17 protein-coding genes and 1 pseudogene are annotated in these 17256 nt (G+C 48.8%); 17 read left to right on the top strand and 1 reads right to left on the bottom strand.

Annotated elements, in window-relative coordinates:
- The first annotated feature begins 208 nt into the window (after nt 1-208).
- The 15 genes from asnC to glmS all read left to right on the top strand — a co-directional run bounded on the left by asnC (nt 209) and on the right by glmS (nt 15520).
- Nucleotides 209-670, top strand: a complete 462-nt coding sequence (gene asnC, locus SJI19_RS05805) for a transcriptional regulator AsnC (RefSeq protein WP_323477311.1) — start codon at nt 209-211, stop codon at nt 668-670.
- A gap of 89 nt (nt 671-759) precedes the next feature.
- Entirely contained in the window at nt 760-1200 is a 441-nt protein-coding gene (gene mioC, locus SJI19_RS05800; protein WP_323477310.1) for an FMN-binding protein MioC, read from the top strand.
- Between the two features lie 379 nt (nt 1201-1579).
- On the top strand, nt 1580-3469 hold the full coding sequence (mnmG, locus tag SJI19_RS05795) for a tRNA uridine-5-carboxymethylaminomethyl(34) synthesis enzyme MnmG (protein ID WP_323477309.1): 1890 nt from the start codon (nt 1580-1582) through the stop codon (nt 3467-3469).
- A gap of 76 nt (nt 3470-3545) precedes the next feature.
- The gene (rsmG, locus tag SJI19_RS05790) at nt 3546-4166 is read left to right on the top strand and encodes a 16S rRNA (guanine(527)-N(7))-methyltransferase RsmG (RefSeq protein ID WP_323477308.1); all 621 of its coding nucleotides are present in this window, start codon (nt 3546-3548) and stop codon (nt 4164-4166) included.
- A gap of 634 nt (nt 4167-4800) precedes the next feature.
- Nucleotides 4801-5181, top strand: a complete 381-nt coding sequence (gene atpI, locus SJI19_RS05785; RefSeq protein WP_323477307.1) for a F0F1 ATP synthase subunit I — start codon at nt 4801-4803, stop codon at nt 5179-5181.
- An 8-nt stretch (nt 5182-5189) separates the two neighbouring features.
- The gene (gene atpB / locus SJI19_RS05780) at nt 5190-6011 is read left to right on the top strand and encodes a F0F1 ATP synthase subunit A (protein WP_323477306.1); all 822 of its coding nucleotides are present in this window, start codon (nt 5190-5192) and stop codon (nt 6009-6011) included.
- 49 nt (nt 6012-6060) lie between these two features.
- The gene (gene atpE, locus SJI19_RS05775) at nt 6061-6300 is read left to right on the top strand and encodes a F0F1 ATP synthase subunit C (RefSeq protein WP_132924133.1); all 240 of its coding nucleotides are present in this window, start codon (nt 6061-6063) and stop codon (nt 6298-6300) included.
- A gap of 62 nt (nt 6301-6362) precedes the next feature.
- Nucleotides 6363-6833 carry a F0F1 ATP synthase subunit B gene (atpF, locus tag SJI19_RS05770; RefSeq protein ID WP_323477305.1) on the top strand — a complete coding sequence of 157 codons (471 nt, stop codon included), beginning with the start codon at nt 6363-6365 and terminating at the stop codon, nt 6831-6833.
- Between the two features lie 14 nt (nt 6834-6847).
- Nucleotides 6848-7381: a F0F1 ATP synthase subunit delta gene (gene atpH / locus SJI19_RS05765; protein WP_323477304.1), complete on the top strand. Its 534-nt coding sequence runs from the start codon at nt 6848-6850 to the stop codon at nt 7379-7381.
- Between the two features lie 12 nt (nt 7382-7393).
- On the top strand, nt 7394-8935 hold the full coding sequence (atpA, locus tag SJI19_RS05760; RefSeq protein ID WP_323477303.1) for a F0F1 ATP synthase subunit alpha: 1542 nt from the start codon (nt 7394-7396) through the stop codon (nt 8933-8935).
- A gap of 50 nt (nt 8936-8985) precedes the next feature.
- Nucleotides 8986-9852 (top strand): F0F1 ATP synthase subunit gamma, encoded by an 867-nt coding sequence (atpG, locus tag SJI19_RS05755; protein WP_323477302.1) that lies wholly within the window; start codon nt 8986-8988, stop codon nt 9850-9852.
- A gap of 32 nt (nt 9853-9884) precedes the next feature.
- The gene (atpD, locus tag SJI19_RS05750) at nt 9885-11267 is read left to right on the top strand and encodes a F0F1 ATP synthase subunit beta (protein ID WP_323477301.1); all 1383 of its coding nucleotides are present in this window, start codon (nt 9885-9887) and stop codon (nt 11265-11267) included.
- A 20-nt stretch (nt 11268-11287) separates the two neighbouring features.
- A complete protein-coding gene (locus SJI19_RS05745) occupies nt 11288-11710 on the top strand; it encodes a F0F1 ATP synthase subunit epsilon (protein ID WP_323477300.1) in 423 nt (140 codons plus the stop codon).
- 339 nt (nt 11711-12049) lie between these two features.
- Complete coding sequence (gene glmU / locus SJI19_RS05740; RefSeq protein WP_323477299.1) at nt 12050-13435, top strand: bifunctional UDP-N-acetylglucosamine diphosphorylase/glucosamine-1-phosphate N-acetyltransferase GlmU; 1386 nt, start codon at nt 12050-12052, stop codon at nt 13433-13435.
- Between the two features lie 252 nt (nt 13436-13687).
- Entirely contained in the window at nt 13688-15520 is a 1833-nt protein-coding gene (gene glmS / locus SJI19_RS05735; RefSeq protein WP_323477298.1) for a glutamine--fructose-6-phosphate transaminase (isomerizing), read from the top strand.
- A 173-nt stretch (nt 15521-15693) separates the two neighbouring features.
- On the opposite strand, the gene SJI19_RS24780 is transcribed toward glmS, so the two are convergent.
- Nucleotides 15694-15789, bottom strand: coding sequence for a type I-E CRISPR-associated protein Cas6/Cse3/CasE (locus tag SJI19_RS24780; protein ID WP_416347508.1), 96 nt, complete (start codon nt 15787-15789; stop codon nt 15694-15696).
- Nucleotides 15790-15928: 139 nt separating this feature from the next.
- Here SJI19_RS24780 and SJI19_RS05730 point away from each other — a divergent pair.
- Together SJI19_RS05730 and SJI19_RS05725 are read left to right on the top strand one after the other, a co-directional pair.
- Nucleotides 15929-16089: pseudogene (locus SJI19_RS05730) on the top strand (transposase domain-containing protein); the annotation flags it as partial.
- Nucleotides 16090-16475: 386 nt separating this feature from the next.
- Nucleotides 16476-17186, top strand: a complete 711-nt coding sequence (locus tag SJI19_RS05725) for a helix-turn-helix transcriptional regulator (protein ID WP_323477297.1) — start codon at nt 16476-16478, stop codon at nt 17184-17186.
- Nucleotides 17187-17256: the final 70 nt, after the last annotated feature.

Here is a 17256-nt window from a genome sequence, read left to right as displayed (position 1 = left end):
TTACTCTAGTAAGTGATTCGGGTGAGCGCACGTAGCCAACGCATCCGCGGCTTGAAAGATGACGGATAACCCCCCTATAGCTTTCGAGTTGCGGACAGGCGGCAAGTAAGCGAACCCCGATGAGCTTACTCTAGTAAGTGATTCGGGTGAGCGCACGTAGCCAACGCATCCGCGGCTTGAAAGATGACGGGGGATTTAAGAGGAAATCATGCCGGACTACTACCAGATCGACACCCTTGATCGCGCGATTTTACAGGCCTTAATGGCCAATGCCCGTACCGCCTATGCTGAATTGGCCAAGCAGCTCATGGTCAGTGCTGGCACCATTCATGTGCGGGTGGAGAAAATGAAACAGGCGGGTATCATCACCGGTGCACGGGTGGACGTCAGCGCCAAGCATCTCGGGTACGACGTGTGTTGTTTTATCGGTATCATATTGAAAAGTGCCAAGGATTATCCTTCAACATTAAAAAGACTCGATGCGTTGGAAGAAGTGGTGGAAGCCTATTACACCACCGGCCACTACAGCATATTTATTAAAGTCATGTGCCGGTCGATCGATGCCTTGCAAGAGGTACTTATCAACAAGATCCAAACTATTGATGAAATCCAGTCAACTGAGACTCTGATCTCGCTGCAAAACCCCATTAGCCGGACGATCGTTCCTTAACCATGATTTATTATCCCCTTATTATCCACAGGTAGATCCCAGGCGGTACACAGCGTACAATATCCGCTCTTTATTAAGACGGAACTATTATGACCGACGTAACGATCATCAGCGGTAGTACCCTGGGCAGTGCTGAATATGTGGCGGAACATCTTGCCGGTATCATTGAACAGCAGGGGCATACGGCCAATGTGTTGCACGGTCCCGAGCTTGAAGAACTCACATTAACGGGTGTTTGGCTGATCGTATCGTCAACTCATGGCGCAGGCGATCTTCCGGATAATTTGCAGCCGTTGTTTGAACAAATTAAAGAAAAAGATGCTTCGCTTGTCGATGTTAAATACGGTGCTATTGGCATCGGCAGCAGTGAATACGACACCTTTTGCGGTGCTATCGACACTATCGATCGTGAAATGATCGGCCATAGGGCTATCAGGATCGGATCGATGATCAAGATCGATATCACGCAGCATGAAATTCCCGAGGATCCAGCAGAAGAATGGGTTAAAACCTGGATCGCTTTACTCTAAATTGTAAAAAGATCTGTTTTTTTCTGTGGATAACTATGCTTAAAACCCGCCTATAACCGGTATTTATCCACTGTATAACTATGCCTATTTTTTAATCAGTGGATAAGTACCGATCTTGATCCCAGCTTATACCGTTTGGGATCACCGATCATTCACAGCAAATGATCGTTGCTAACGATCTGTTTTAGCAAATGAAAAAAGGCTTATCCACAGAAGATCGCGATCATAGTAGTAGATATAATAAAGAGATCTTTAAATAAAAAGATCTTTCTTTAATTACGGACGGATCCTCAGGGCTTGTTTCAATGCAAAAGTTGAGTAGAATCCACTTTCCCAAACGGCCTTGACGATCTTTCGCCCCAAGCGAGGTTTATTTAATATGTTCTATCCCGATCAATTTGACGTCATAATTATTGGTGGCGGCCATGCCGGTACAGAAGCGGCTATGGCGTCAGCTCGTATGGGATGTAAGACCCTGTTGTTGACGCATAATATTGATACGCTTGGACAAATGTCTTGTAATCCAGCCATTGGTGGGATCGGTAAAGGCCATTTGGTCAAAGAAATTGATGCCATGGGCGGTCTTATGGCCACGGCCATTGACCAAGCGGGTATTCAGTTTAGGATACTAAACGCGAGCAAAGGTCCGGCAGTGCGCGCCACTCGCGCCCAAGCGGATCGTTTGCTTTATCGTCTGGCCATCAGAACCGCGCTGGAGAATCAACCTAACCTGATGATCTTCCAACAGGCGGTTGAGGATCTGATTGTTGAAAACGATCGTGTCGTTGGCGCGCTGACCCAAATGGGGTTGAAATTCCGGGCGAAGTCGGTGGTATTGACCGTGGGGACTTTTCTTGATGGAAAGATCCATATCGGTATGGATAACTACAGTGGTGGTCGTGCTGGCGATCCGCCGTCAATCTCCTTGTCCAAGCGGTTGCGTGAATTGCCTTTTCGTGTCAAGCGCCTCAAGACCGGCACACCACCGCGTTTGGATGCCAGGACTATCGATTTTAGCCAATTAGCCACTCAACAAGGCGATGTTCCCCTGCCGGTATTCTCGTTCATGGGGTCGGTTGATCAGCACCCACGTCAGGTACCGTGTTATATCACTTACACTAACGAAAAAACCCATGAGGTGATTCGCCAGAATCTTGATCGTAGCCCGATGTACACCGGCGTAATTGAGGGCGTGGGACCACGTTATTGCCCTTCAATTGAAGATAAGGTGATGCGTTTTGCCGATCGAGATTCCCACCAGATCTTCCTGGAACCGGAAGGACTGACCAGCAATGAAGTCTATCCGAACGGTATTTCCACCAGTCTACCTTTCGATGTGCAGATGAAAATCGTCCATTCGATGAAAGGTCTGGAAAATGCCAATATTATTCGACCTGGTTATGCCATCGAGTATGATTTTTTCGATCCGCGGGATCTTAAACTTACCCTGGAAAGTAAATTGATTGCCGGGTTATTCTTTGCTGGTCAGATAAATGGCACCACCGGCTATGAAGAAGCTGCCGCCCAGGGAATGCTGGCGGGTATCAACGCCGGTCGACTGACTAAAGAGCTTGATGGGTGGACTCCGCGTCGCGATCAGGCCTATCTGGGCGTACTGGTAGATGACCTCTGTACCTTGGGAACCAAGGAACCCTACCGCATGTTCACTTCACGGGCCGAGTATCGGCTGTTATTGCGGGAAGACAATGCAGATTTGCGGCTTACGCAAACCGCGCGCGAACTGGGATTGGTGGATGATCAACGTTGGGTGCATTTTTGCACAAAACTGGAAAGTATTGAGCGTGAACGTCAGCGTTTACGCGACGTCTGGGTCAATCCACGTACCGAAAATGTGGATCAGGTCAACCAGTTATTGAAAGCACCGTTATCGCGTGAGGCCAGCGGCGAAGAGCTGCTGCGCCGTCCCGAAATGACCTATGAGATACTGACTGAATTACCCGCTTTTTCTCCCCCCTTGTCGGATCCGCACGCGGCTGAACAAGTGGAAATCCAGATCAAGTATGAAGGTTATATCACCCGTCAACAGGGAGAGATTGACCGGCAGTTGCGTAACGAAAATACACTTTTGCCCTTTGATCTGAACTATCTGCAGGTGGCTGGATTGTCCAATGAAGTGATCGCCAAGCTCAACGATCATAAGCCTAATTCCATTGGACAGGCGGCTCGGATTTCAGGCGTTACGCCGGCAGCCATATCAATTCTGCTGGTCTGGTTGAAAAAACAGGGGCTGTTGCGTCGAAGCGCTTGATGACCAGGGATAAAGTCGATGCCGCCGGTTTCCCCGGCGGCTTTGTTTTTTGTTATGTATAAGAATGAGTGACAACATGCTGGCTAAACTGGAATCACTACTCATAGAAGCGGGCATTACGCTGACCGATCGACAGAAACAACAGTTGGTGTTGTATGTCGATCTGCTGAACAAGTGGAATAAAACCTATAACTTAACGTCGGTACGTGAACCAGCACAAATGTTGGTTCGCCATATCATGGACAGCATTGTGGTGGAGCCGCATTTGCGCGGGCTTAACTTTATCGATGTTGGTACTGGCGCGGGATTGCCGGGCATACCGCTGGCTATTGTGCGCCCCGATTCTCATTTTACCTTGTTGGACAGCCTGGGAAAACGAATCAGGTTTCTACGCCAGGCGCAGCAAGAGCTAGGTTTGAGTAATATCGAACCGATACAGGCCCGGGTGGAGGATTACCTGCCGCGGGTGCCTTTTGATGGTGTCATCAGCCGAGCCTTTGCATCGATAAACGATATGCTGTCTTGGTGCCATCACTTGCCCGCATCGGGTGAGGGACGTTTCTATGCGCTTAAAGGCACGGTTCCCGAAGAAGAACTTGCCAGCCTGCCGGCGCAGTATCAGATAGAATCGGTGGTTACGTTAACCGTTCCCCAATTGCGCGGGGAGCGTCACTTAGTGGTCATCCGGCTAGGTTAAAATTGTTTTTTATCAATAAAAGATTGAATAGAATAACAGTGTTTTTTGCATGAAATATTAATTTTAGTAGATCGTTATTTTAAATATCGTTTACTAAAATTTTACATTTCATTATCATATCATCTTGGTAGTAATTTAGTTCAATACCTAATAATAACCATGTAAAATATATATGTCCAAACATGTCAATGATATTAGCTGCCCGGTTTTAGAAAAATAAATTCACCTTCCAGTCGTTAGGCATCGTGAAGGGAATATAAGCCCTGTTTTGGTTAATAAAATATATAACTATTTGTTTTTTAAGTTAATTAATTAAAAAGATATCCTCATGGAAGAAAAATATATCCAGCAAAATTAACATTACACACGTACTTAATGTGATCTGGAGCACAGTTTCATAGGCAATAATTGCTCAAGCAGTATAAAGTTATGCATGGTATGATTCCCGCGCATTTTGAGGAAAGTAGACAAAAACGTAGGGATTTAAATTATTGTTCACCTTTTCGCTACTTATGCATTGAATTCGTAGTGTCTACCCGTATAATTTGCACGTTTTTCGTTACTTGACTCATGGTGATAAAGGCAGTTTTATACACCTTCAGTCTGACCAGCACGAGTAGGGGGAAGTGAACGTATGTCCTTATCCCTATATAGTGGGAAAATTGTTGGTAAATTATTGTTTTTCCAACTAATAGTCTGGCTTGTACTAAGCGTGTGTTTCGCTTTTGGCAAACCAGGTTGGGGTTTTTCTGCTGCGTGCGGAGGCTTGGCCGCTTGGCTGCCGAATGTGTTGTTTGTCCTTTTTACCTGGTGTCATCAGGTTAACGTTCCGGCGGCGGGGCGAGTTGCTTGGTCTTTTGCCATAGGAGAAGCGCTCAAGGTAGTCGTTACTATAGCGTTGCTAATAGTTGCGCTTGGGATGTTCAGGGCAGCGTTTGTTCCACTGGGCCTGACCTATTTATCGGTGCTGATTGTGCAGATATTGGCACCGGCCGTAATTAACAACAAAGGGTAAGAGGCATCATGTCTGCATCAGGAGAAATCTCTACTCCACAGGAATACATAGGCCATCATCTGAATAACCTTCAGTTGAACCTGCGTACTTTTGAACTGGTTAATCCCCACGACGGCCCGGCAACTTTCTGGACGCTGAACATTGACTCCATGTTCTTTTCCGTGCTGCTCGGCGTGATTTTCATCGCGATTTTTGGTCGCGTGGCCAAACATGCCACCAGCGGCGTCCCCGGTAAATTGCAAACTGCAGTTGAATTGATTATTGGGTTTGTTGACGGTAGCGTGCGAGACATGTTCCACGGCAAAAGCAAGTTAATCGCCCCTTTGGCGTTAACCATCTTCGTCTGGGTTTTCTTCATGAACCTGATGGATTTGCTGCCAATCGATTTGCTGCCTACTATTGCTGAGCGTTATCTTGGTTTGCCGGCGCTGCGTGTCGTTCCTTCGGCCGATGTGAACATCACCATATCCATGGCATTGGGCGTGTTTATCTTGATTCTGATTTACAGTATCCGGATGAAAGGCATTGGTGGTTTTGTTAAAGAACTCACCATGCAACCGTTTAATCATTGGGCTTTTATCCCTATAAACCTGATTCTCGAAGGCGTGAGTTTACTGTCTAAACCGGTATCTTTAGGCCTTCGGTTGTTCGGCAATATGTATGCGGGTGAGTTGATCTTCATTCTGATTGCCGGTCTGTTACCGTGGTGGTCTCAGTGGATTCTGAATGTGCCCTGGGCCATTTTCCATATACTGATCATTACGTTGCAAGCCTTTATCTTTATGGTGCTGACGATTGTCTATCTTGCGATGGCGTCCGAGGAACACTGATTTTTTTACAATACTGTTGCGTTTAATCTGAAACAAACTGGAGACTGTCATGGAAAACCTGAATCTCGATCTGCTGTACATGGCTGCCGCTGTGATGATGGGTCTGGCGGCAATCGGTGCTGCGATCGGTATCGGCATCCTGGGTGGCAAATTTTTGGAAGGTGCAGCGCGTCAGCCGGATCTGATCCCACTGCTGCGTACTCAGTTCTTTATCGTTATGGGCCTGGTTGACGCCATCCCCATGATCGCTGTGGGGCTGGGACTGTACGTGATGTTTGCCGTAGCGTAGTGTGTACACTGCGTGAAATTAATACGACATCAAACCGTTAACTTTATAAGAGGCATTGTGCTGTGAATCTTAACGCAACAATCCTCGGCCAGGCCATCGCGTTCATCCTGTTTGTCCTGTTCTGCATGAAATATATATGGCCGCCGCTTATCGCAGCCATAGAGAAGCGTCAGAAAGAAATTGCTGATGGCCTCGCTTCTGCGGATCTGGCTAAAAAAGAGGTGGACATAGCGCAAGCCAATGCGAGCGATCAACTGAAAAAAGCCAGAGCCGAAGCCCAGGTAATCATCGAGCAAGCCAATAAGCGCAAAACTCAGATTGTGGACGAAGCAAAGGCAGAAGCGGAAGACGAACGCAACAAAATCGTAGCGCAGGCTCAGGCTGAAATTTTGGCTGAAACCAAACGGGCTCGTGAAGAGCTACGTAAGCAAGTCGCGCTGCTGGCTTTTGCCGGTGCCGAGAAGATTATTGAACGTTCCGTGGATGAAGCTGCCAACAGCGACATCGTTGATAAACTGGTCGCTGAACTGTAAGGAGGGAGGGGCTGATGTCTGAATTAGTTACTGTAGCTCGCCCCTACGCCAAAGCAGCTTTTGACTTTGCCGTCGAGCACAAAAGCGTTGAACAGTGGCAAGCTATGTTGTCATTCACCGCCGAGGTTAGCCGCAACGATCAGATGGCTGAACTGTTATCCGGTGCGATTGCACCAGAAACACTGTCCGAGACGTTTATCGCGGTGTGCGGCGATCAACTCGACCAGGCGGGCCAAAATCTTATTAAGGTCATGGCCGAAAATGGACGTTTGGCAGTATTGCCTGACGTGCTGGAACAATTTATTCATTTGCGCGCCGCGCAGGAATCAACTGTGGAAGTGGATGTCATTTCCTCCAGCACACTGAAAGATGAGCAACTGGCGAAAATTGCTGCCGCGATGGAAAAACGTCTGTCACGCAAAGTTAAGCTGAATTGCAAAATTGATAAGTCTGTCATAGCCGGCGTCGTTATTCGTGCGGGCGATATGGTGATTGATGGCAGCGTACGTGGCCGTCTCGATCGTCTGTCAGACGTATTGCAGTCTTAAGGGGACTGGAGCATGCAACTGAATTCCACCGAAATCAGCGAACTGATCAAGCAGCGCATTGCTCAGTTCAATGTAGTGAGCGAAGCTCACAATGAAGGTACTATCGTCTCCGTGAGTGACGGTATTATCCGTATTCATGGCCTGGCCGAAGTTATGCAGGGCGAGATGATCGCTCTGACGGGCAACCGTTTCGCTATCGCCCTCAACCTGGAACGCGACTCTGTCGGCGCCGTGGTGATGGGGCCATACGAAGATCTGGCCGAAGGCATGAAAGTCAAATGTACCGGCCGTATTTTGCAGGTACCGGTGGGTCGTGGTCTGTTGGGCCGTGTGCTCAATACGCTGGGCGAACCTATCGATGGTAAAGGTCCGGTCGAACATGATGGCTTTGCCGCCGTTGAAGCGATTGCACCTGGTGTTATCGAACGTCAATCGGTGGATGAGCCGGTTCAGACGGGTTATAAATCCGTCGATGCCATGATTCCTATCGGCCGTGGTCAGCGTGAGCTGATCATCGGTGACCGTCAGACCGGCAAATCAGCTCTGGCAATTGATGCCATTATTAACCAGCGCGAATCCGGCATTAAATGCGTTTATGTCGCTATCGGTCAGAAAGCGTCTACCGTTGCCAACGTAGTGCGTAAACTCGAAGAGCATGGTGCCCTGGCGAATACCATCGTCGTCGTTGCTACCGCATCCGAATCCGCTGCGTTGCAATATCTGTCTCCGTATTCAGGTTGCGCAATGGGCGAGTATTTCCGCGACCGCGGCGAAGACGCGCTGATCATCTATGATGATTTGTCCAAGCAAGCGGTAGCCTATCGCCAAATCTCCCTGCTGCTTCGTCGTCCGCCAGGACGTGAGGCTTATCCTGGGGATGTGTTCTATCTTCACTCCCGTTTGCTCGAACGTGCATCGCGTGTTAATGCGGACTACGTTGAGGCATTCACCAAGGGTGAAGTTAAGGGCAAAACTGGCTCGTTGACCGCATTACCGATCATCGAAACCCAGGCGGGCGACGTTTCGGCGTTTGTTCCAACCAACGTGATTTCCATCACCGATGGTCAGATTTTCCTGGAATCAAGCCTGTTCAACGCCGGTATACGTCCTGCCGTCAACCCCGGTATATCAGTTTCTCGTGTGGGCGGTGCAGCTCAGACGAAGATCATGAAAAAACTGTCGGGCGGTATTCGTACGGCGTTGGCTCAGTATCGTGAGCTGGCCGCATTTTCCCAGTTCGCTTCCGATTTGGATGAATCAACCCGCAAACAATTGAATCATGGTCAGAAAGTGACTGAATTGTTGAAACAAAAACAGTATGCGCCAATGTCTGTGGCACAGCAGTCTTTGGTTTTGTTCGCTGCGGAACGTGGTTATCTTCAAGATGTCGAACTGGCGAAAGTCGGTGATTTCGAAGCTGCGCTTCAAGCGTATGTCGACCGCGAAGAAGGTGATTTTATGCTCCAAATCAACCAGACCGGCGCTTATAACGATGAGATTGAGGCTAAGCTGAAAGCTATTCTCGATAACTTCAAGGCAACCCAGTCCTGGTAACGCGCTATGGCCTGCTTCGGCAGGCCATAAAGCAATGAGGAGAAGCAGAGATGGCCAGCGCCAAAGAAATACGTACTAAGATCGCCAGCGTGCAAAACACGCAGAAGATCACCAAAGCGATGGAGATGGTTGCCGCATCCAAAATGCGCAAATCGCAGGAGCGTATGGCGGCCAGCCGTCCTTATGCGGAAACAATGCGTAAGGTCATTGGTCACCTTGCTTTGGGAAATCTGGAATATAAACATCCCTACCTGGAAGAGCGTGATGTTAAGCGCGTTGGGTATCTGGTGGTGTCCACTGACCGTGGTCTGGCTGGCGGCCTGAACATTAACCTGTTCAAGAAAGTGCTGACGGATATGAAGGGGTGGAGTGAGAAAGGCGTTGAAGCAGAATTGGCGCTGATTGGCTCCAAGGCGGTTTCCTTCTTTAATGCCGTTGGCGCTAAAGTGGTTGCCCAGGTCACGGGCATGGGCGATAACCCCACGCTGTCAGAACTGATTGGGCCGGTTAAAGTCATGCTGCAAGCTTATGATGAAGGCCGCCTGGACAAGCTCTATATTGTCAGCAATAAATTCATTAATACCATGTCTCAGGTACCACAACTGCTGCAGATCCTGCCGCTACCCGCAGCGGAAGACGGTGAGGAACTGAAGGAAAAAACCTGGGATTATCTGTATGAACCTGATCCTAAGGCGCTGCTCGATACGTTGTTGCGTCGTTATGTGGAATCACAGGTTTATCAGGGCGTTGTTGAAAACCTGGCCAGCGAACAGGCCGCGCGAATGGTAGCGATGAAAGCCGCAACGGATAACGGTGGCAACCTGATTAAAGAGTTGCAACTTGTTTACAATAAGGCTCGTCAATTCAGCATCACTCAGGAACTCACCGAGATCGTTTCGGGAGCCGCCGCGGTTTAGGTTAGGGTTACGAATTACGTAGAGGATTCAAGATGGCTACTGGAAATGTTATCCAGGTTATCGGCGCCGTGGTTGACGTCGAGTTCCCGCAAGATGCTGTACCAAAAGTGTACAATGCCCTTGAAGTGAAAAACGGCGCCACCACATTGGTGCTGGAAGTAGAACAGCAGTTAGGCGGCGGCGTTGTCCGTTGCATCGCCATGGGCTCGTCAGACGGTCTGCGTCGTGGTCTGGAAGTGACCAATCTGGAACGTTCAATTGAAGTGCCGGTGGGCAAAGCCACACTGGGACGTATCATGAACGTGCTGGGCGAACCGGTTGATATGAAAGGCGATATCGGCGAAGAAGTGCGGTGGTCAATCCATCGTCCTGCACCGAGCTACGAGGATCTGTCTAGTTCGCAGGAATTGCTGGAAACAGGCATCAAGGTTATCGACCTGATGTGCCCGTTTGCCAAAGGCGGTAAGGTTGGCCTGTTCGGCGGCGCCGGTGTGGGCAAAACCGTCAATATGATGGAGCTTATCCGTAATATCGCGATTGAACACTCTGGTTATTCGGTATTTGCCGGCGTGGGCGAACGTACCCGTGAAGGGAACGACTTCTACCACGAAATGACCGATTCGAACGTTATCGACAAAGTATCGTTGGTATACGGTCAGATGAACGAGCCGCCGGGAAACCGTCTGCGTGTGGCACTGACCGGCTTGACCATGGCGGAAAAATTCCGTGATGAAGGCCGCGACGTACTGCTGTTCATTGATAATATCTACCGTTACACCCTGGCCGGGACCGAAGTGTCCGCACTGTTGGGCCGCATGCCTTCAGCGGTAGGTTACCAGCCGACACTGGCGGAAGAAATGGGCGTGTTGCAAGAACGTATCACGTCTACCAAAACCGGTTCTATCACCTCGGTACAGGCCGTTTATGTACCTGCGGATGACTTAACCGATCCGTCGCCGGCAACCACGTTTGCCCACCTTGACGCCACTGTGGTATTGAGCCGCCAAATCGCATCTTTGGGTATCTACCCGGCGGTTGACCCACTCGATTCCACCAGCCGTCAGCTGGACCCTCTGGTTGTGGGACAGGAACATTACGATGTAGCCCGCGGTGTGCAGTCGATCCTTCAGCGTTATCAAGAACTGAAAGACATCATCGCCATCCTGGGTATGGACGAATTGTCCGAAGACGACAAACTGGTCGTCTCCCGTGCACGTAAAATCCAGCGCTTCTTGTCTCAACCATTCTTTGTTGCTGAAGTATTTACCGGTTCGCCGGGTAAATATGTGTCCTTGAAAGACACGATTCGTGGCTTTAAAGGCATCATGGACGGTGAATATGATCACCTGCCAGAGCAGGCGTTTTATATGGTCGGTTCCATTGATGAAGCAGTGGAAAAAGGCAAGAAACTGTAACGCTGTGAGAGGAGGGTGACATGGCTGCAAACACTTACCATCTGGATGTCGTCAGCGCGGAACATAAGATGTTTTCCGGGCTGGTGGAAAAAATCCAGGTGACGGGAAGCGAAGGCGAGCTGGGGATTTATCCCGGTCATGCCCCGCTACTCACTGCCATTAAGCCCGGTATGGTGCGTATCGTTAAAGAGCACAACGAGGAAGAGTATATCTACCTGTCCGGTGGAATTCTTGAAGTGCAGCCTAGTACCGTAACCGTGCTGGCCGATACCGCCATTCGTGGCAAAGATCTTGATGAAGCGCGGGCAATGGAATCCAAGCGTATGGCGGAAGAGCGAATTAATAGTTCACACGGCGATGTGGATTTTGCTCAAGCGTCAGCTGAACTTTCCAGGGCAATCGCTAAATTGCGGGTCATTGAATTGACTAGAAAAGCAATGTAGCTAAGCGCTTACGTTCTAAAAACCAGTCCCTGCGGACTGGTTTTTTTATTTTCCAATCCCCCTATTTACGCGTAATCCCTGGTCATTAATACCCTCTTATTTTTTTTCCTAAAATAAGTATTCCTATAGTCGAGCGCTAAAGCGGCACTTTTGCGGTGAAATTGCTGCATTTTCCTACTGGAGTTACCCCGTTTCTCTTAATCAGCCTCTTTCGAGGTAGAATGGACGCAGCTTCAGGTGTTATGCGGGCATATCGTGTTTTTCAGCCCAAAATATGTGGTAATCCCTGCTATGAACGGGTTTACTTTCGACTATTGAATTTGATTCATCAGGATAGTTATGTCGAATCGATTAATGAGCGTAGTGATTCTTGCCGCCGGCAGGGGGACTCGCATGTATTCCGATTTGCCCAAAGTATTGCATCCCCTGGCGGGTAAACCGCTGGTTCAGCATGTTATCGATGCCGCTGATGCGTTGGGCGCCGCACAAATCCACATGGTCTATGGCCATGGCGGTGATTTACTCCAGCAACAATTAGCCAGTGGCGGTTCGCGCTTGAACTGGGTATTACAGGCTGAACAGCTGGGTACAGGCCATGCCATGCAACAGGCTGCACCTTTCTTCAACGATGAAGAAGATGTGTTGATGCTATACGGCGACGTGCCGCTGATAACGCCCGCTACCCTTGAACGGTTGATGGCGGCTAAACCGGCCGGCGGTATCGGACTGCTGACGGTTTGCCTGCAAGATCCTACAGGTTACGGCCGTATCGTGCGTGAGCAGGGCCAGGTAGCCGGTATCGTTGAGCAGAAAGATGCATCGGCGGAACAACTGCTGATACAGGAAATCAATACCGGGATCCTGGTCGCTAACGGAGGCGACCTCAAGCGCTGGTTAAGCCGACTCGATAATCAGAATGCCCAGGGTGAGTATTATATTACCGATATCATCGCCATGGCGTGGCGGGAAGGGCGACGAATCAATACCGTTAACCCGGAGCGGATTACCGAGGTGGACGGGGTGAACAATCGCTTGCAGTTAGCCTCCCTGGAACGCGCTTACCAATGTCAGCAGGCGGAAAAATTGTTATTGGCTGGGGTCATGCTGCTTGACCCGTCGCGTTTTGATTTACGTGGCGAATTGCTGCACGGTCGGGACGTCACTGTTGATACCAACGTTATTATCGAAGGTCGGGTGTCCTTGGGTGATCATGTTGTTATCGGTACCGGCTGCGTGCTCAAGGACTGCGACATTGGTGATAACGTCGTGGTGAGTCCTTATACGATCATTGAACACTCAGTCCTGCGGGCTGACGTTACCGTGGGGCCTTTCGCCCGCCTACGTCCTGGTTCTGAGCTGGAACAGGGCGCACATGTTGGCAACTTTGTTGAAATGAAAAAGGCACGCCTTGGCCAAGGATCAAAAGCGGGTCATCTTAGTTATCTCGGTGATGCGCAGATTGGTGCGGGAGTGAATATCGGCGCGGGTACCATCACCTGTAATTATGACGGTGCCAATAAGCACCAAACCATCATTGGTGATGATGTTTTTGTCGGTTCCGACACTCAGCTGGTGGCACCGGTTACGGTGGGTAACGGCGCCACTATCGGTGCAGGTACCACGGTTACCCGAAACGTGGCGGCACATGAACTGGTACTGAGCCGGGTACGGCAAAATAATATTGTCGGTTGGCAACGACCGGTAAAAAAAACCTCGGAAAGCTGACCTGAGACCTTGGCATTACCCGGCAGGATCAGGTGATGCCTTATACTCAAGGCTTTTGTTGTGTGGGCATCAACGGGCGAATCGGCTGGGATTTTCGCCCTGTTTTGTCAGCCATTTTCGGTGAGAGTGGCTGACAAAACATAATAATCCCTGGTTCTACAGGCTCGGGGAAACCGGGAAATAACCGGTATCTGTCAGGTCAAAGACATCGTAACGGCTTTTCATGGCCGTTCATTTAGGAAAATAACACAGATGTGTGGAATAGTAGGCGCGGTAGCGCAACGTGATATTGCGGAAATCTTGTTAGAGGGATTACGCCGGCTCGAGTATCGGGGTTATGACTCCGCCGGTTTGGCGGTGGTTGATAATGAAGGCCATCTGCATCGTGTGCGGCGGGTGGGTAAAGTCAGCGAGTTATCCCAGGCGGTGGCCAAGCATCCGCTGTCCGGGGGGACCGGGATTGCCCATACCCGCTGGGCGACCCATGGTGAACCCTCCGAAATCAATGCCCATCCCCATGTTTCTGACCATATTGTCGTGGTGCATAATGGTATCATTGAAAATCATGAGCCCTTGCGTAAGATCTTGATTGAGCGCGGGTATCATTTTGTGTCCGAAACGGATACTGAAGTGATCGCCCATCTGGTCCATTGGGAACAGCGTCAGGCTGGTGGCACGTTGGTGGACGTCATTATGCGGGTGATTCCACAACTGCGCGGCGCTTACGGCACGGTGATCATGGACAGCAACAAGCCTGACGTGCTGGTGGCGGCCCGTTCGGGGAGTCCCCTGGTCATCGGCCTGGGCGTAGGTGAAAACTTCCTGGCGTCCGATCAGCTGGCGCTACTGCCGGTTACCCGGCGGTTTATGTTTTTGGAAGAAGGTGACGTTGCCGAACTGTCTCGCAGCCGGGTGCGTGTCTGGGATACCAACGGTCATCCGGTTGAACGGGCGGAAATTGAGTCGCAGGTGACCTATGATGCCGGCGATAAAGGTGTGTATCGCCACTACATGCAAAAAGAGATCTTCGAACAACCCCAGGCCATTAAAAATACCTTGGAAGGCCGGTTCAAACATGGCGAAATTACCTTACCCGAGCTGGGTGAAGGTGGTGATCGGCTGTTGTCCCAGGTACAGCATGTACAAATTATTGCCTGCGGTACCTCTTATCATTCAGCTATGGTGTCCAAATACTGGTTTGAAGCGCTGGCCGGCGTTCCCTGCGATGTGGAAATCGCCTCGGAATTTCGCTATCGTAAATCCGCTGTGCGGGCCGGCAGTCTGCTGATTACCCTGTCGCAGTCTGGTGAAACCGCCGATACGCTGGCGGCGCTGCGCTTGACCAAAACGTTGGGATACTTGGGTTCACTGGCGATATGTAATGTTGCCGGTTCGTCGTTGGTGCGTGAATCCGACTTGGCCTTGATGACCCGTGCCGGGACCGAAATTGGTGTGGCATCGACCAAGGCTTTTACCACCCAGTTAACGGTGCTGTTAATGCTGGTGGCGAGAATCGGTCGCCTGCGTGGCATGGCGGTGGATATTGAACGGGATATTGTGCACGCGCTGCAAGCATTACCCGCCCGCATTGAGCAGATGTTGGCGTTGGATAAGCCGATTGAACAATTGGCCGCAGATTTCATGGATAAACACCATGCATTATTCCTGGGCCGAGGCGATCTGTATCCCATTGCTATGGAGGGGGCGCTCAAGCTAAAGGAAATCTCCTATATTCATGCCGAGGCTTATGCGGCGGGAGAACTGAAACACGGCCCGTTGGCGTTGATCGATGCCGATATGCCGGTGATCGTTATCGCGCCTAATAACGACCTGCTGGAGAAGCTCAAATCCAATATTGAAGAAGTGCGCGCCCGTGGCGGGTTACTTTATGTCTTCGCTGAGGATAATGCCGGTTTTACCGACAGCGAAAGTATGAAGATTATCCCTTTGCCCCACGTAGAAGATATTGTTGCGCCCATTTTCTACACCGTGCCGCTGCAATTATTGGCCTATCACATTGCGCTGATTAAAGGCACGGATGTCGATCAGCCGAGGAATCTGGCGAAATCGGTGACGGTGGAGTGAGGCTATTGATGGCGCACCCTAAGCGGGTATGTGCCTTCTATGCTGGATTTAACGGGTATAGGCAATAGTAGGTATTGATAAATAGAACCGCCCTTATGATGATTTTAAACATTATTAGGGCGGTTTTTTAATGACAAATTAATAGTGTTCCCGGCGGTGTAAGGGTTGTTGTTTCAGATACGGCGAAGTAATAACAATCCACAGCCAAAAGCCCTTGCCTTACCAACCCCTTTTTCATTCGTAGTGATCAGGCGTTCAGGATCAACCACTGTTAACTGTCAACATCACTGGGGCTACATCAAAGCCAATTCCCCATGATGCAGCTCGCGTAGCATCGCAGAGCCAATTTATGGCTGCGGCCTTCATCACTTTGGCTTTTTCGCCTAAATAGGTATTTAGGGGTTACGCGCCGGGAAACGCATGGCCGCTATCCTGAGCCTGCTGGAAACCGCCAAACGCAACGGCCACGATCCTTATCTTTGGCTGCGGGACGTATTAACCCGCTTCCCACCTGGCCCAACAGCCGAATTAACGAGCTGTTGCCCTACGCTGAAAATAGCTTTAGCTAATACCGGCCAGTCTGCAACGTTATTTTATCCGCACAACGTGAGTTCATGGACCCATTACGATGTTAATTTTATTGTATAAAATTAATATTCCCTTTCAGCGAAAGCGCTAATAACCTGGACGTAATAACTATATCTTCACCAAACAAATAATCTGCGTAATAAGTCAAATTTTAATCAAATAAATGGACACAGACACCTACAATAAAACTCAATCCAATCAGTATTAAATTCATTATTATTAATCGATTAGCTAAGTCGAACCTTTGCATCATTTTTGAATATCAAATAGAAAAAAACCTTTATTTTGGGGCTATGAAAAACGAGATTTGTATTGTAGTCTTGAAGGTGAAAATTACTTAATCAAAAATAATAATGAGGATAATAATATGAGATTTTCTATAAATATAGGGATGGAGTTCCATGCAAAAACATTTGATTCTATCATTTCTCATATGAAACAATCAGGCGAATTTTGGTATATTAAAGATCTAGAGCATAGATTTATCTACATGACTGATTATGCTAAATACTACAGTGGATTGCCAAAGGGGTATAATCCAGAGGGAAAACTGGATAGTGAGTGCCCAGCGCATTGGTCTGAGATCGAAGATGTGATTCAAGCTAATGATAAGAAAGTGATGGAAAGGCAGCAAGCTATTCCTACGTTGATGACATTTATCAGTGGTGATAAAGAAAAAAAAATCAACCCCTTCATGGCTGAGGTGATCCCTTTGATTGAAAATGGTAAATCCATCGGCGTGGTGGGCAGAGCAAAAAAAATGCAAATCTTTTCCATGTATTACGTTGACAATAATGTACGTCATGCCAAATCACCCGTAGATTATCCAGTAAATTTATTTACTGATAGAGAATTTGATGTCATTTTTTATGTTATGCAATCATTACGCAATGATGATATTTCTAGGCTATTAAATATATCACTTGAAAAAGTGAATGAACGGCTGCAGTCTATTTTCAACAAAACCCACACCAACACTTTAGGCCAAGTAGTCGAGTTCTGTAAAGATTTAGGATATGATAAATATGCACCTTATGAATATATCAATCATAGATCATATATACCGTTAATAAACTAAATTTGCAAACAGTTTCATTTGTATTATATTAAAAAGTAATATTTGAGGCATCTAGTAACTATGAAGCCTC

It is taken from the genome of Acerihabitans sp. TG2, from assembly GCF_035013185.1.
GTDB lineage: Bacteria > Pseudomonadota > Gammaproteobacteria > Enterobacterales > Enterobacteriaceae > Acerihabitans.
This window is presented reverse-complemented; position numbering and strand designations above follow the sequence as displayed.